Source organism: Bradyrhizobium sp. USDA 4503 (genome assembly GCF_054055815.1).
Window position 1 is genome coordinate 3679541 of sequence record NZ_JBSRXS010000001.1, and the last position, 14776, is coordinate 3694316.

Genomic DNA, 14776 nt, shown 5'->3' on the forward strand with positions numbered 1-14776 from the left:
CTGAACCTCTCGCTCCCCTATTGGACCATCGCGCCGATGCGTTGCCCCGCCCGGTCGAAACACAGCGGACGCACCAGTTGCAATTCAACCTCCTGGCCGGCCCGCAGCGGTTGGTGCGGATCCGCCAGCGTCACCAGCGTTTCGCCCTTATAGTCGAGGTGAACGTGATTCTGCTCGCCGAGATGCTCGACGCGATGCACCCGACCGACCATCTGCCCGCCGTTGCGCGCGGCGATCTGAAGGTGCTCGGTGCGGATGCCGACCGTCTCCGTTTCCGGCGGTATCGCCACATCGGACAGCAGCCGTGCGGGCAGGAAATTGATCTGCGGCGTCCCGAGCCGCGACGCGACATAGCTGCTGGATGGATTTTCGTAGATCTCCCTCGGCGTGCCGAGCTGAAGCAGCCGGCCGTCCTTGATCACGCCGATCCTCGATGCCATCGTCATGGCTTCGACCTGATCGTGGGTCACATACAGGATGGTCGCGCCGAGCTCGAGCTGGATCCGCTTCAGCTCGAGGCGAAGCTCGGCGCGGAGCTTTGCATCCAGCGACGACAGCGGCTCGTCCATCAGATAGATCGAGGGATCGCGCACCAGCGCGCGGCCGATCGCGACCCGCTGCATCTCACCTCCCGACAGACGGGTGGCGCGATTATTCAGCTTGCTGGCGATATGCAGGAGCTCTGCGGTCTGCTCGACACGCTTCCGGATCAGCGGCTCCGGCACGCGCCGTGCCGGAGAGCGCAGCGGGAATGCGAGGTTGTCATAGACCGACAGATGCGGATACAGCGAATATTGCTGGAACACGAATGCGATGTCCCGTGAACCCGGCGGATCATGCGTCACATCGCGCCCGCCGATCATGACCGAACCGGCGTCGGGGCTCTCGAGCCCGGTGATCAGCCGCAGCGTCGTGGTCTTGCCGGCACCGCTCGGCCCGAGCAGGACGAGGAATTCACCGTCGTTCACGGTCAGTGAGAGGTCGCGCACTGCCTCCACCGCGCCGAAGCGCTTGCTGATGTTGCGTAAGCTGACGTCAACCATGGCGCCCCCCCTCCTCGCCGGCGGTCCTGATTGCAAGGCCGCTGCCGGCATCGAACAATGAGAGCCGACCGGAGTTGAATTCGATGCCGACGGTCTCTCCGATCCGCACCGAGGCGCTCGACGGCAGCCGCGCCGCGACCCGTCCATAGGCCGTGTCGATCGTGACGATCTGCGTCGTGCCGAGATATTCCGCGCCGAACACCTCGCCGCGAACGGATCCGGCGTCGGTGAATCGAATATGTTCTGGACGAATCCCGAGGGCCAGCGCACCGCTGGGGCGGTCCTCGCGGATCTCGGGCACCACGAGCCTGGTGTCGTGAAAATTGATCGCCCGGTCACCAGATCGCAGGCCGCCCTCGAAGCGCAGGAAGTTCATCGGAGGCGAGCCGATGAAGTCGGCCACGAACATGCTGGCGGGCCGGTCGTAGACCTCCTGCGGCGTGCCGATCTGTTCCACGCGCCCCTTGTTCATGATCGCAATCTGGTCGGCCATCGACATCGCTTCGAGCTGGTCGTGGGTGACATAGACCGTGGTCGCCTTGATGCGATCGTGCAAATCGCGCAGCTCGCCGCACATCAGATGACGAAACTCGGCGTCGAGCGCGCCCAGCGGCTCGTCCATCAGGAAGGCCTTCGGGCGCCGCACCATGGCTCGCCCGAGCGCGACACGCTGGCGGTCGCCGCCCGAGAGCTTTGATGTCTTGCTCGACAGCAGATGCTCGATCCGCAGCATCCGCGCGGTCTCCTGCACCCGCTCGCGAATCTCGTGCCGCGCCATGCCCTGGCACTTCAGCGGGAAGCCGATATTCTGCCCGACATTCATATGCGGATAGAGCGCGAACAGCTGGAACACGAACGCAATATCGCGGGCGGCGGCGCGGTGGAACGTGACGTCCTCCCCGTCGAGCAGGATCTTGCCCTCGGTCGGCAGCTCGAGGCCAGCAATCATGCGTAAGGTGGTGGTCTTGCCGCAGCCGGAAGGGCCGAGCAACGCGAAGAAAGTGCCGTCGTCGATGGTGAAGGTCGACCCTTCCACCGCGGTGAACTGATCGAACGACTTGCGAAGATTTTCGATGCGGATCTGAGCCATGGCCCTATTCCGGAAAGTGGCTGACGACGACGAAGCCTACCGTGCCGGCCAGAATCGTCACGAATGAATAGCTGTAGAGATCGATCGAGAAGGGCTGCACCAGCATGAAGATGCCGCCCCCGATCAGGGTCATCGCAACGGCCTCCCAGCGCCCGCGGCTGAAGAAGCGGTGCAATGTCCCCTTGGTTCCCTTGGCCTCCTTAACAACAGCTGAACCGCTCATTTGCGCACCGCTCCGAAGGTGATGCCGCGCAACAGATGCTTGCGGAGCAGCACGGTGAACATGACGATCGGGACGACGAACAGCGTGGTCGCGGCGGCAACCGCCGGCCAGTCCTGCCCGCCCTCACCGATGATGAAAGGAATGAAGGGCGGCATGGTCTGCGCCTCGCCGCTGGTCAGCAGAACCGCGAAGGCGTATTCATTCCAGGAGAAGATCAGGCAGAAGATCGCGGTCGCCGCAATTCCGGTGACGGCCTGCGGCAGCACCACCTTGCGCAGCGCCTGCAGTCGCGTGTAGCCATCGACGAGGGCCGCCTCCTCGTACTCGCGTGGGATCTCGTCGATGAACCCCTTGAGCAGCCAGACCGCGAGCGAGACGTTCACGGCGGTATAGAGCAGGATCATTCCGAGCCTGGTGTCGGTCAGGTTGAGCTGCCGGTACATCAGATAGATCGGGATCGCGACCGCGACCGGCGGCATCATCCGCGTCGACAGAATGAAGAACAAGAGATCGTCGGCCAACGGAATGCGGAAGCGCGAGAAAGCGTAGGCCGCGAGCGTACCGAGGAAGACGGCGAGGAAAGTCGAACCGAACCCGATGATCAGCGAGTTGACGAAGCGCGGGACGACTTTGGACGGTCCGGCAATGACCATGTCATGCTTGCGGACCAGCTTGTCATACCAGGTCCCCGGGGGCGGCAACTTGGCGATGAAATCAGGTGTCTGGCGGGTGCGTACCGTGAACAGGTTGACATATCCTTCGAGTGTCGGCTCGAAGATCACCTTGGGCGGATAGGCGATCGCATCGCTTTGCGACTTGAAGGCGGTGGCAACGATCCAGACCAGCGGCAGGATAGTGATCAACGCATAGAGGATGACGAGAGCACCAGCGAATGCCTTGGTGCGCGGCGAGGCCTCGACAATCGAGTGTGCGCTGGATCTGGCCAGGACCGATTTGGCTACGGCAGCGGTCATCGTTGCTTCACCTTATTGAGCGCTTTGACGTAGATGTTGGCGGCCCCGAACACGGTCACGAACAGGATGATGGCGAGCGCGGACGAATAGCCGGTGCGCCACTTCTCGAATGCCGCACGCTTCAGCGTGATCGATACGAGCTCGGTGGTCGACCCTGGTCCTCCGGACGTCAGCAGGTTGACCATGTCGAACATCTTAAAGTTCTCGATCGCGCGAAACAGGACCGCCAGCATCAGGAACGGCACCGTCATCGGCAGCGTGATCGACCAGAACTGCCGCCAGGCCGAGGCACGATCGACCTCAGCCGCCTCGTAGATGTAATCCGGGATCGAGCGCAGCCCGGCGAGGCAGATCAGCATCACGTAGGGCGCCCACATCCAGGTGTCGACGAGCACGATGGTCCATGGCGCGAGCGCGACCTGCCCTGTCATGCTGAAAGAGCTCGGCGGCACACCGGTGAACAAGCTGATCAGATAGTTGAACGGGCCGATCTGCGGCTGCAGCAGCAGCGTCCAGAAATTGCCGACGACCGCCGGCGACAGCATCATCGGCAGCAGGATGATCGTGGTCCAGAAACTATGGCCGCGGAACTGACGGTTGATCAGAAGCGCGAGCCCAAAGCCGACCACGACCTGCAAGGCGACCGAGCAGATCACGAATTGCGCCGTGGTCTGGAGCCGGAACCAGACGTCCTCGTCGTTGAGTATGTCGCTGAAATTGTCGAGCCCGACAAACCGCAGCGGCAGATAGGACATGCTGAGGTTGAGGCTGGTGAAGGACAGCCGGATCATCCAGACCAGCGGAAAGATGTTGATCGCGAGCAGCAGCGCAATCGTCGGCGCGACGAACAGCCATGCGATGGTCCGGTCGGACAGACCATGGCTGCGGCGCGCGGCGCGGGATTTGGCGGGCTCGCTCACGCCCGGGATCGTAGCATGGTCGGGTTGCAGGATCGTCGTCATCTTGTCCATCGGCTGGTTCGTCTTCCCCGAGGCTGACCTCGGGGAAGCCAGTTCAGTTGGGACGCGGCGTTCGGGCTATTGCGAGGCGACTTGCTTGCCCTGTTCCTTGAACACCTTGGTCCAGTCCTTGACCAGGAGATCGAGCGCCTGCTGCGCCGTGCCCTTGTCGGCGACGACGTAGTCGTGCACCCGCTTCTGCATATCAAGCAGCAGCTGGGCGTAGGACGGCTCGGCCCAGAAGTCCTTGACGATGCCCATCGACTCCAGGAATTGCGGCGCGAACGCCGCGCTCTTCGGGAAGTCCGGCGCGTCGACCACCGCCTTGAGCGCCGAGTAGCCGCCGATCTGCCACCATTTCTGCTGCACGGCAGGCTGCGCGAACCACTTGATATAGGCGAGCGCGTCGTCCTTGCGGTCGGAGGTCGCAACCACCGAGATGCCCTGTCCGCCGAGCTGGGTGAAGTGCCCGTTCGGGCCAGCCGGATTGACGAAGAAGCCGATCTTGTCGCCGCCCACATTCGGATCCTTGTAGAGGCCGGGGAAGAAGGCGAACCAGTTCATCTGCATCGCCACCTGGCCCGACTTGAAGGCATCGAGCCCTTCCTGCATGTAGGCGTTGGTCATGCCCGGCGCGGTGCAGCACTTGTAGAGCTCCTTGTAGAATTCCAGCCCCTTGGCCGCCTCGGCGGAATTGACGATGCCCTGCATCTGGTACGGCTTCTTCGGATTGTCGTAGCTGAAGCCGTAATTGTAGAGCACGTTGGTCACGCCCATCGTGATGCCTTCGGAGCCGCGCTCGGTGAAGATGTAGGCGCCGTAGACCTTCTTGCCGTCGATCTCGCGGCCCTGGAAGAACTCCGCGACCTGCTTCAACTCGTCATAGGTTTTCGGCGGCGCCAAGTCACGACCGTACTTGACCTTGAAAGCCGACTGAATGTTGGGCCGCGAGAACCAGTCCTTGCGATAGGTCCAGCCCACGGCGTCGGCCATCGCCGGCAGCGCCCAGTAGTTCGCCGAATTCTTTGGCCACTGCGAATAGCCGACAACGGTCGCCGGAACGAAGTCGTCCATCGAGATGTGCTCTTTGTCGAAGAAATCGTTGAGCTTGACGTACCACTTGTTCTCGGCGGCGCCGCCGATCCACTGGCTGTCGCCGATGATCAGGTCGCAGAGCTTGCCGTGGGAGTTGAGCTCGTTGAGGAAGCGATCCGCGTAGCTCGTCCAGGGGACAAACTCGTACTTCATCTCGATGCCGGATTGCTTGGTGAAATCCTTGCCGAGTTCGACCAGCGCGTTGGCCGGATCCCATGCCGCCCAGCACAGCGTGAGCTGCTTACCCTGGGCCGCGGCTTCGCCTCCGCCAAATATCCCCAGCAGCGCCGCCCCGAGAACCGTGGTGGCCGCTGAGCTTCTCAGCCAATTGAATGTCCGCATATCCGTTTCCTCTCTCGTTGAAGCGTCCAACCCGCTCAGCGCGCCCTGCCGGAGCGACGCCAAGACCCTGAAACCGAGTTTGAGGAGCGATGAGTGAAGGACGAGACGGACCGCTGCCGGAGACGGCTCCGGCATGGCTTGGGCTCCTCCTGCACATCGGCGCTCGATGCGCGATGTTTAGTTTTTTGTATTACTAAACGTAGTACTAAATTTTTTGGCCCGTCAAGCCGGTTCTCGCGACCTTGGCGAAAATATTCCCGACGCTCGCACGCGCAAGCGTCGACGTTTGCAATGCAGCAAATTTCCCCATAATTGCAGTTGCCGACCTGGTCCGGAGGACGCAATTCGGTCCGTCCCGATAACAGGGAAGCCGGAAGGTCAGCCGCAGCCAGCATGTTTAGTATGCGACTTTACTGAACGTTCAACAAAGCGATTGGGCGCGCGAGCAGCCTCAGCTTCGGCCGAAATCCGCCATTGCCGCGAACCGCACCGGTTTCGCGCCAGAAAACGACCTCACCAAAGCGCGACGAACGCCATCGAACTCAAGCATGGTGCAGCTAGATCAACGAAGCTGATCTTGCTCCGCCGCTCACAACGGTCTGGTTGCAGGTTCGAGTCCTGCCGGGCCCACCAAGACACGTGGAGCCGTCACTGTTTCAATAGGCGCGCGCGAAGTCACCCTCCTGCTTGATGTCAGTGAATACCGGAAAGCGCGCCTTCCACGGCGTGCCCTTGGCCGTCGTCAGCTTGTTGAGCCGCTCAAGCACGCCGAGGCCTTCCTTGCGCAGGCTCGCCGAAACCGCCCCAAGGTCCGGGAAATTCTTCAGGACGGCATCGAGCCAGATGGTGCGACCGGCCAGGAAACCGCCCGCGCCCGCGGCATAGGCGAAGTCGAGGACGCGTTCGAATTTTTCCGGCGCGGCGCCGCCCGACAGCAGGACCCAGGGAATGCTCCGCTCGCGGCAGATATCGCCGATTGCATCGAATTCCTTCTGCGCGGCCTTGGCTTCGGCGCTGCCGTCACGGGCCGGCAGGCTGTTGGCCGCGAGGGGACTCTCAAGCTTCAGGAGATCGACGCCGTATTCGGGCTTGGCAAACTCGCGCACGCTATCGATGACGAGGCTCGGCAGCTTGCCGGGCGATTCCACATAATCGGCGGTGTGATTGGCGCTGCCAAGGAACGGATAGACCAGCAGTTCAAGAACATAGGGAACGTCGTGGCGGGCGCACTCCTCGCCAATCTCGCGCACGAAGCGCTTCTGATGCTCGTTGACCGCGGCGTCCGCATCCGGCCGATACCAGGCCAGCACCTTGACGGCGTCGCCGCCCATGGCGCGAATTTTCTCCACACTCCAGTTGGCGATCGCGCGCGACTTGCGACCGCCCGCGGTCTCCTCGACGCGATGCTCCTCCAGCGTCATGATCAGGCCGCAGCGCGGCGGCAACAGATCGATCGCTGCGGGCACGGCAAAATTCGGGTCGAACAACATCGAGCTGCAATGCGGTGCGAGGTTCTCCACGAGGAGCCGCTTGGCCGCCGTGACGTCGGAATATTCGACCTGATCCCGCGTGATTCCCTTCGCCTTCGCAATGGCATCGAACAGCGGCGGCCGCTGATCCAGCGCGACCATGCGAAAGTGGCCTTCCGCGTCAGCAAGGCGGCCCAGCCCGCGGTTCTTTCCAATCGTTCTCATGGCTTCGTCCTCATGAATGCAAGACAGTCGTTGATGGTGGGGATTCCGTTGCGGCCACCGGCGTGGCGACATTTCATCGCGGCCGTGGCTGCAGAAAACGCCATGGCGTTGCGCACATCGAGGCCGACGCCGATCGCAAGGGCATAGGCGCCATGGAAGACGTCGCCGGCGCCGGTGGTATCGACGACATCGACGGCATAGGCGGCGTGCCGGTGCAGCTGGCCATTCTCGTACCAACTGACGCCGCCCTCGCCGCGCGTGACCGCGATGACACTGCAGCCGAAGCGCGCCAGTGCTGCGAGAGATTCGTCTTTGGCAGATCCGGCGAAAGAAGCGAGCGCAGGCTCGGAGAAGATCGCGTGGTCGGTCAGGGGCAGCAGTCGCTCGAATACCTCGGCATCAGCCATGTCGCCGTCGAGCACCGTCGGAATGCCGCGCGCACGCGCCTCGCGAAACAGCGTCGCGGCGCCCTCCACCCAGCGCGGATCGGCCAGCACCGAGGATGCGCGAGCGACGGCTTCAAGCGGAAGCCAATCGGCCGCTTCTGGAAACAGACCACGGAAGTTCACGATCTGCCGCTCGCCCGAACTGTCGACAATGATCCCCGAGACCGATGAGCGGCCATCGGGAAACAGCCGGAAATTCTCGACGTCGACGCCTTCGGCCGCAAAAGCCGACCGCATCTCGTGCCCGGCGGCATCGTCCCCTGCCCGCCCCCAGAACGCGACGGAGGCACCGAGCCGTGCGACCGCAACCGCGGCATTGGCGGCCATTCCGCCGCCAAGGGTACCGTAGTCGATGGCCTTTATCTTCTCGCTGTTGCCCGCAAAGAGCTGATCGACACGCCAGACCTAATCGAGCGCGGACAGCCCAAGGCAGATCACCTGGACGCCCCTGGCTCCCGTCGCCACATCCGCGAGCGCCGAAAGAGCTGCTATGTTCGCCGACGCGCTCACCGCAAGACCTGCCCGTTCGCTGCATCGAACAAATGCGTCTTGCCCGGCTGCGGCCGCAAGCTGAGGCGATCGCCGGGCTTTGGTCGCAACGCTGGATCGACCCTTGCGATCGCGGAGACGCCGGCGAGATCGAAATGGATCAGGGTATCCGAGCCGAGCGGCTCGACCAGCTTGACGTTGATGGCGATGCCGTCCGCCGCATCGGTCGTGACGGCAAAATGTTCAGGACGGATGCCGAGCACGGCATTTCCCGCCTGCTGCAGGCGGCTTGCGGCCTCACCGTCCAGCGGCACCCCCGTTGCGCCTTGCGAAAGGATCGCGCGCTCCTCACGCCATTCGACCGGGAAGAAGTTCATGGCGGGCGAGCCGATGAAGCCGGCGACGAACTGGTTGGCCGGCCGCTCGTAGACCGTCTCCGGCGTGTCGTATTGCTGGATCGTCCCGTTCTGGAGCACCACGATCCGGTCAGCCATCGTCATGGCCTCGATCTGGTCATGGGTCACGAAAACCATGGTGGTCTTGAGCTCCTGCGATAGCGCCTTGATCTCGGCCCGCACCTGTCCGCGCAGTTTTGCGTCGAGGTTGGACAACGGCTCGTCGAACAGGAACGCCTTGGGATTGCGCACTATCGCACGGCCCATGGCGACGCGCTGGCGCTGTCCGCCGGAGAGCTGCTTCGGCTTGCGATCGAGATAGGGCTCGATGTGCAGGAGTGCGGCGGCACGCTTCACGCGCGTATCGATCTCCGCCTTTGGCGTTCCCCGCAGCTCCAATGCGAACGACATATTGTCGTAGACGCGCATGTGCGGATAGAGCGCGTAGTCCTGGAACACCATCGCGATGTCGCGCTGTGCAGCTTGCACGCCGTTGACGCGCTTGTCGCCGATGTAGAGGTCACCCGACGTGATCGGCTCGAGACCCGCAATGATTCGCAGCAGGGTCGACTTGCCACAGCCGGACGGCCCCACGAAGACGACGAATTCATGGTCCGCGATCTCCAGATTGAGATCGGGGATCACAGTGAAACTGCCGTAGCGCTTGACGAGGTTGCGGATCGAGATCGAGGCCATGATCGCTTAATCCAGCGCCAGTACCGGCTTGATCAGCTCGCCCCTGGCAAAGCGGGCGAAATTCTCAGGCAGGGCCGACAGGCCGAACTCGCCGTCGACGAGGACGCGGTATTCGTCCTTGAACTTGCGCAGCAGCTCGATGTTCGGCTCGAAATCCGAGACCGGAAAGTAGAAGGTCCGGATCATGTAGAAGTCCTTGCGGCGGAACACCTTGCCCTCCTCGATGGTCCAGGGCGCGGCGTTCTCGCCGACCAGCACCAGCGCGCCGCGCGGCAGGACAAGCTCGATGCCGAGGTTGCGCGCCGCATGCGCGCCGGAGCATTCCATGATGAGAGCAAAGCGCTTCGAGGTGTCGCCCACGGGATGCGCCTTCGCGCCGAAGGATTGCGCGATCTTCAACCGCGTCGCATTGGGGTCGGCAACGTAGATGTCGTTGTAGCTGAGCGCACGGAGCGCCAGCACGACGCCGAGGCCGACCGGCCCGGCGCCCATGACAAGAACAGGTCCGGCCTCACCGGGCGTCACCACGCGGCTGACGAAACGCACGGCGTGGCCCGACGTGCCGATGGTGTCGAGCAAGAGCGGCGCGAGGCTGTCCTCGATGTCATCGGGCACCGGCAGCAGGCAATTTTCCGGCACCGGCACGTATTCGGCGTAGCCGCCCGGCCGGTTCCAGCCGATCAGGCTGGAGACCTCCAGGCACATCTGGGTATCGCCGCGCTTGCAGGCCGCGCAATGGTCGCAGTGGAGTGGAATATAGACGGCACAGCGGCGACCATGCAGCCGGTGACCGGGCTGCTCGACCACGCCGAAAATCTCATGGCCGGCGGTGAACTCTGCGCCCTTGTGCCAGAGCTTGAAGTCAGAACCGCACAGCGCGGTGCGCGAAACGCGCACGAGCACTTCACCTGTGCCGACGTCAGGCATTGCCACGCGCTCGATGGTGATGCGGTCGCCGCCGTGGAAGACCGCGGCCTGCATGATCGAATTCGGACGGGGTGACACGTTCATCAGATACCTAGCCTTTCACCGCACCGAGCGTCAGTCCGGACACCAGCCAGCGCTGAACCAGGGCAGCCAGCACCAGCGGCGGCAGTGCGATCAGCGTCGCCGCGGCCATGAGAGCGCCCCATTGCGTCGAGCCTTCGCCGATGAAGTTGAAGGCCGCCGCGATCAGCGTCTTGGTGTCGCCGTTGGAGAGCACCAGCGCAAACAGGAAGTAGTTCCATGAGAAGACGAAGGCGAGGATCGCCGAGACGGCGACGCCGGACGCCACCAACGGCAGCGCGATACGCCAGAGGATGCGCGTGACGCTGCATCCGTCGACCTGCGCCGCCTCGAAGACGCTGCGCGGGATGCCGTCGAAGGACGGCAGCAGCACCCAGATCACGATCGGCAGCGTGATGACCGCGTGGCTCAGGATCAACGCGGTGTAGGAGCCGATCATCCCGACCTGCCGGAACATGACGTACCACGGCAGCAGGAACAGCGTGCCCGGCGCCATGCGCGCCGCGAGCGTCAGGATCGCCGGCCACGAGATCCGTGTCCAGGAGACGGCGAAAGCGGCGGGGATGCCGAACAGTAAGCCGAGCGCCGTCGAGCCGACGGTGACGATGAGGCTGTTGAGCGCATAGCTGAGGAACGGCGTGGTCTTGGTCAGCTCGACATAATTGTCGAGCGTCGGCGTGAAGATCAGCGTCGGCGGATAGGCCGTGACCTCGAACGACGGCTTGAACGAGGACAACACCATCCAGACCGTCGGCGCCATGATGAGCACGCCGGCGAGCACGAGCTGCACGGTGTTGAGCCAGCGGATCCAGCGGTCGGTGTTGGCGGCATCCGTCATGACATCACCACGCCACGGCGCCGCGCAGGCGGTTGAAGGCGAGCACGGCGCCGAACACGATCGCCGTCAGCGTCAGCATCAGGGCGCTGGCGTAACCGATGTTGAAGAACTCGAAACCCACCCGGAAGCCGTAGATGTTGAGCGTGTTCGAAGCGTTGCCGGGGCCGCCCTGGGTGGTGATGTAGATGATGTCGAAGAAGCGCAGGAGATCGACGCTGCGCAGGATGGCCGCGGTGACGATGGTCGGCAGCAGCAGCGGCAGCGTGATGCGCTGGAAGGTCTTGAACGGCGATGCCCCGTCGATCTGCGCGGCCTCGTAGACACTCGGCGGCAGCGATTGCAGGCCGCCCAGCACGATCAAGGCGACATATGGCGTCCACTGCCAGCTGTCGATCAGAGCGACGGTCGGGATAACCCACGTCGGCGACGCCAGCCAGTCCGACGGCGGCAGGCCGAGCGACTGGAGGATGTAGTTGGCCGCGCCCAGCGAGGGATCGAGGATCACCAGCCACATCATGCCCGCCACCACCGGCGGCATCATGAATGGGGAGATGAACAGCGAGCGCACGATTCCCGGCAGGCGCCTGGCGTGAAACAACACCAGAGCCAGCCACACGCCAAAGACGAGCTGGAGCACCAACGATAGCACATAGAGCGCTATGGTGATCCAGAGTCCGTGCCAAAACTCGTAGTCGGAGATCAGCTTTGAATAATTGGCGAGGCCCGCAAAGGACTGCTTGCCGGTCGAGGAGAATGTCTGGAAGCCGAGCCAGATCGTATAGACGACCGGAAACGCGATCATCGCGACCGTGAAGATCACGGCCGGCGCCGAGAGCGTCGCCATTTCCAGCTTCTGCCGGTCCTGCGTGAGTGTCGCAGCCGCGTCCGACATGCGTCCGTTTCCTTGAGAGTGAGGAGCCGGCAGGCATAAGCCTGCCAGTATCAGGCGGTTACTTCTGTGCGATCAGCGCATCGAGCGCCTTGTCGGCATCAGCACAGGCCTGGTCGATGGGCTTCTGCTTCAAGATCAGGTCCTGCACGGCCTGGCCGATGAATTCGCGTGATTCCGGGTTGGCGATGATGGGGTAGCCGACCTCGGAGGAGCCCTTGGTCGCAAGCACGTCGAGCGCAGCCTGCCATTCCTTGCGGACGGGCTCCTCGTCGATCCATTTGCGGTACTCAGGATCCTTGGCAACCGACGGCCGCGGCGGGGCAATGCCCTGGAGCGCCATTTTCTTCTGCACCTCGGGGCTGGTTGCCCACTGCACGAAGTACCAGGCCGCGTCCGGCTGCTTGCTGTGCGAAGACACCGCCATGCCCCAGCCGATCGTGGTCGGCACCTGGCCGGCCTCGCCTGCCGGGAACGGCAACAGGCCGGTGTCCTTCAGGCGCGCGCCGCCCTCCATCACCGTGCGCAACTCATTCGAGGATTCGAATGCCATCGCGGCGCGGCCGCTGCGGTAGAGCGCCGAAATCTGCTGGAAGCTGTAGTTGACCACACCCGGCGGACCGAAGTCGCGCAGCAGCCGGCTATAGGTGTCGAGTGCTTCCTTGCCCTCGGCCGAGCAGAGGTTCGACTTGCCGCCTGCGATGTAGCTGCCTCCGATGTTGTGCAGCATGTTGCTGAAGGTGTAGGCGACCGCGGGCTTGAGGCCACGCGAGACAAAGGGCGTGACAGCGCTGTCGCAGGTCTTGATCTTCTCGGCCGCCGCCTCGACATCCTTGATGGTCTTCGGCGCCTCAATCCCGCACTTCTTGAAGATGTCGGTGCGGTAATAGAAGATCGGACCTTCGATGTTCATCGGCATGCTGGTCAGCTTGCCGCCGAAGGTCGCGGCCTTGAGCAGGGCCTGGCTCAACCCGGCCGGGTCGTATTCCTTGGCCACCTCGTTCTTGGCCATCGCAGTGAGATCGCCGTACCAGCCGGCCGCGGCGAACTGCTCGCCCTCGCGCGAAGGCAGCGTCATGAACACGTCGACCTCGTCGCTGTTCGCATTCATGACGGTGACCAGACGCTGGCGCATCTGTTGTTCCTGATAGCCGTCGACCTTCAGGGTCATGCCGGTCAGCTTCTCGAAATCGGCCTTGTAGGTCAGCAGTGCCTGCGCGACCGGATTGTTATTGGCGAGAAAGGTGACGGTCCTGCCCTTGAACTTCATCCAGTCGAAATCGGCCGCATGAGCCTGCGCGCTGACGGCGACAAGCGCGAGAACGGGCAACGCGACGTGCGTCGCGAGCATCCTGACCTTCATCGAACTCTCCTCCCGGCTGGCCGCCTTAAGCTGGCGGGCCATTTTGAACGCGGCTTGAAAACGGTTACAATCTAGACCTCACATCGGTTGTGTCAAGCAATGGACAAACCGGATATTCTGCGGCAAATTTACGAGATTACCGCTACCACGCGGTTTGCCTCATCGAATGTAACGTTACATTGATACGATTGACCAACGCCAAATCCGTGAAACAGGGCATCCGCGCCGTCGCAGCCCGTGCCGGCGTCTCAACGGCCTCGGTGTCGCGCGCGCTCAACAATCCCGATGCGGTGAGCCCTTCCCTGCGGGCGCGCATCGAACAGGCCATCGACGCGCTCGGCTACATTCCGCATGCGCCGGCGCGCATCCTGTCGTCACGGCGCTCGCGCACGCTTGGCGCGATCGTTCCGACCATCGACAATACGATGTTCGCGCGCGGCATCGCCTCGCTGCAGCAGTATCTCTCCTCGGTCGGATACATGCTGTTTCTCACCACGAGCGGCTACGATCTCGACGTCGAATTGCAGCAAGCGCGCAATTTGATCAGCCGCGGCGTCGATGGACTTGTGCTGCGCGGTGATTGCCATCACGAGGGACTGCGCAAGTTGCTTGCGGACAACGCGGTTCCCTTCATCAATGTCGGCATCTACCAGCCTGATCGACCCCACCCGTGCGTCGGAACCAACAACGAAGCGGCCGCCCATCGCGCCGCTGCGCATGTCATCGAGCTTGGCCACCGCCGCATCGGGATCGTCTCGGCGCTCCAGCGCAACAACGACCGCGCCAGCGCTCGCGTCGCCGGCTTTCGCCGCGCGCTCACCGAGAACGGCCTGGAGCTTCCGCCGCAATGGCATGTCGAGGTGCCCTACACGCTGGATGACGCGCGCGAAGCGGCCCGCTATCTCCTCAACCTGAAGGATCGTCCGACCGCCGTCGTCTGCGGCAACGATGTGATCGCCTACGGCGTGTTGCTCGAGGCGGAGCGCGATGGATTTTCGGTGCCGCGTGACCTGTCGGTGGTCGGCTTCGACGATCTCGACTGGAGCCGCCACTTGCGGCCGAGCCTGACCACGATCCACGTACCGACCGGAGAAACCTGGCAGCGCGCCGGGGAATATCTGGTGCGCAGCCTCGCCGGCGAGCAGACCATCATGCATCGCGAGATCGACTTCTCCCTGGTGGTCCGTGAATCGACGGCTCCCCCTCTCAAATCCTGAAGCGAGACCCCTCCA

At 63.3% G+C, this 14776-nt stretch carries 14 protein-coding genes; 1 reads left to right on the plus strand and 13 read right to left on the minus strand.

Annotated features, from left to right (window positions below):
• Positions 1-17 precede the first annotated feature (17 nt).
• From ACVMIH_RS17920 to ACVMIH_RS17980, 13 genes are all read right to left on the minus strand, one after another.
• Entirely contained in the window at positions 18-1043 is a 1026-nt protein-coding gene (locus ACVMIH_RS17920; RefSeq protein ID WP_057021014.1) for an ABC transporter ATP-binding protein, read from the minus strand.
• Positions 1036-2133, minus strand: a complete 1098-nt coding sequence (locus ACVMIH_RS17925; protein WP_456862719.1) for an ABC transporter ATP-binding protein — start codon at positions 2131-2133, stop codon at positions 1036-1038. Before ACVMIH_RS17925 ends, ACVMIH_RS17920 begins: the two co-directional genes overlap by 8 nt.
• A 4-nt stretch (positions 2134-2137) precedes the next feature.
• Positions 2138-2356 carry a hypothetical protein gene (locus tag ACVMIH_RS17930; protein WP_057021016.1) on the minus strand — a complete coding sequence of 73 codons (219 nt, stop codon included), beginning with the start codon at positions 2354-2356 and terminating at the stop codon, positions 2138-2140.
• On the minus strand, positions 2353-3330 hold the full coding sequence (locus ACVMIH_RS17935) for a carbohydrate ABC transporter permease (RefSeq protein WP_253625754.1): 978 nt from the start codon (positions 3328-3330) through the stop codon (positions 2353-2355). The genes ACVMIH_RS17930 and ACVMIH_RS17935 overlap by 4 nt, the downstream gene beginning before the upstream one ends.
• Positions 3327-4301, minus strand: coding sequence for a carbohydrate ABC transporter permease (locus ACVMIH_RS17940; protein ID WP_229190524.1), 975 nt, complete (start codon positions 4299-4301; stop codon positions 3327-3329). The genes ACVMIH_RS17935 and ACVMIH_RS17940 overlap by 4 nt, the downstream gene beginning before the upstream one ends.
• A gap of 66 nt (positions 4302-4367) precedes the next feature.
• Positions 4368-5726 carry an ABC transporter substrate-binding protein gene (locus ACVMIH_RS17945; protein WP_057021017.1) on the minus strand — a complete coding sequence of 453 codons (1359 nt, stop codon included), beginning with the start codon at positions 5724-5726 and terminating at the stop codon, positions 4368-4370.
• Between the two features lie 656 nt (positions 5727-6382).
• Complete coding sequence (locus ACVMIH_RS17950) at positions 6383-7420, minus strand: tagatose 1,6-diphosphate aldolase (RefSeq protein ID WP_057021018.1); 1038 nt, start codon at positions 7418-7420, stop codon at positions 6383-6385.
• Entirely contained in the window at positions 7417-8229 is an 813-nt protein-coding gene (locus ACVMIH_RS17955; RefSeq protein ID WP_456866508.1) for a sugar kinase, read from the minus strand. Before ACVMIH_RS17955 ends, ACVMIH_RS17950 begins: the two co-directional genes overlap by 4 nt.
• 143 nt (positions 8230-8372) lie before the next feature.
• On the minus strand, positions 8373-9446 hold the full coding sequence (locus ACVMIH_RS17960) for an ABC transporter ATP-binding protein (protein WP_456862724.1): 1074 nt from the start codon (positions 9444-9446) through the stop codon (positions 8373-8375).
• Between the two features lie 6 nt (positions 9447-9452).
• The gene (locus ACVMIH_RS17965; protein WP_456862727.1) at positions 9453-10457 is read right to left on the minus strand and encodes a zinc-dependent alcohol dehydrogenase family protein; all 1005 of its coding nucleotides are present in this window, start codon (positions 10455-10457) and stop codon (positions 9453-9455) included.
• A gap of 7 nt (positions 10458-10464) precedes the next feature.
• Positions 10465-11292 carry a carbohydrate ABC transporter permease gene (locus ACVMIH_RS17970; protein WP_028335651.1) on the minus strand — a complete coding sequence of 276 codons (828 nt, stop codon included), beginning with the start codon at positions 11290-11292 and terminating at the stop codon, positions 10465-10467.
• Positions 11293-11296: 4 nt separating this feature from the next.
• The gene (locus ACVMIH_RS17975; RefSeq protein ID WP_253625748.1) at positions 11297-12184 is read right to left on the minus strand and encodes a carbohydrate ABC transporter permease; all 888 of its coding nucleotides are present in this window, start codon (positions 12182-12184) and stop codon (positions 11297-11299) included.
• Positions 12185-12242: 58 nt separating this feature from the next.
• Positions 12243-13544 carry an ABC transporter substrate-binding protein gene (locus tag ACVMIH_RS17980; RefSeq protein ID WP_253625747.1) on the minus strand — a complete coding sequence of 434 codons (1302 nt, stop codon included), beginning with the start codon at positions 13542-13544 and terminating at the stop codon, positions 12243-12245.
• A gap of 182 nt (positions 13545-13726) precedes the next feature.
• Between ACVMIH_RS17980 and ACVMIH_RS17985 the strand changes: the two genes are divergently transcribed.
• Entirely contained in the window at positions 13727-14761 is a 1035-nt protein-coding gene (locus tag ACVMIH_RS17985) for a LacI family DNA-binding transcriptional regulator (protein ID WP_057021071.1), read from the plus strand.
• Positions 14762-14776 lie beyond the last annotated feature (15 nt).

Bases quoted from the DNA above. Each gene is read 5' to 3' on its own strand.
- ACVMIH_RS17920 (WP_057021014.1), bottom strand. From the start codon at position 1,043: ATGGTTGACGTCAGCTTACGCAACATCAGCAAGCGCTTCGGCGCGGTG.
- ACVMIH_RS17980 (WP_253625747.1), bottom strand. From the start codon at position 13,544: ATGAAGGTCAGGATGCTCGCGACGCACGTCGCGTTGCCCGTTCTCGCG.
- ACVMIH_RS17930 (WP_057021016.1), bottom strand. From the start codon at position 2,356: ATGAGCGGTTCAGCTGTTGTTAAGGAGGCCAAGGGAACCAAGGGGACA.
- ACVMIH_RS17960 (WP_456862724.1), bottom strand. From the start codon at position 9,446: ATGGCCTCGATCTCGATCCGCAACCTCGTCAAGCGCTACGGCAGTTTC.
- ACVMIH_RS17925 (WP_456862719.1), bottom strand. From the start codon at position 2,133: ATGGCTCAGATCCGCATCGAAAATCTTCGCAAGTCGTTCGATCAGTTC.
- ACVMIH_RS17965 (WP_456862727.1), bottom strand. From the start codon at position 10,457: ATGAACGTGTCACCCCGTCCGAATTCGATCATGCAGGCCGCGGTCTTC.
- ACVMIH_RS17935 (WP_253625754.1), bottom strand. From the start codon at position 3,330: ATGACCGCTGCCGTAGCCAAATCGGTCCTGGCCAGATCCAGCGCACAC.
- ACVMIH_RS17975 (WP_253625748.1), bottom strand. From the start codon at position 12,184: ATGTCGGACGCGGCTGCGACACTCACGCAGGACCGGCAGAAGCTGGAA.
- ACVMIH_RS17940 (WP_229190524.1), bottom strand. From the start codon at position 4,301: ATGGACAAGATGACGACGATCCTGCAACCCGACCATGCTACGATCCCG.
- ACVMIH_RS17950 (WP_057021018.1), bottom strand. From the start codon at position 7,420: ATGAGAACGATTGGAAAGAACCGCGGGCTGGGCCGCCTTGCTGACGCG.
- ACVMIH_RS17945 (WP_057021017.1), bottom strand. From the start codon at position 5,726: ATGCGGACATTCAATTGGCTGAGAAGCTCAGCGGCCACCACGGTTCTC.
- ACVMIH_RS17970 (WP_028335651.1), bottom strand. From the start codon at position 11,292: ATGACGGATGCCGCCAACACCGACCGCTGGATCCGCTGGCTCAACACC.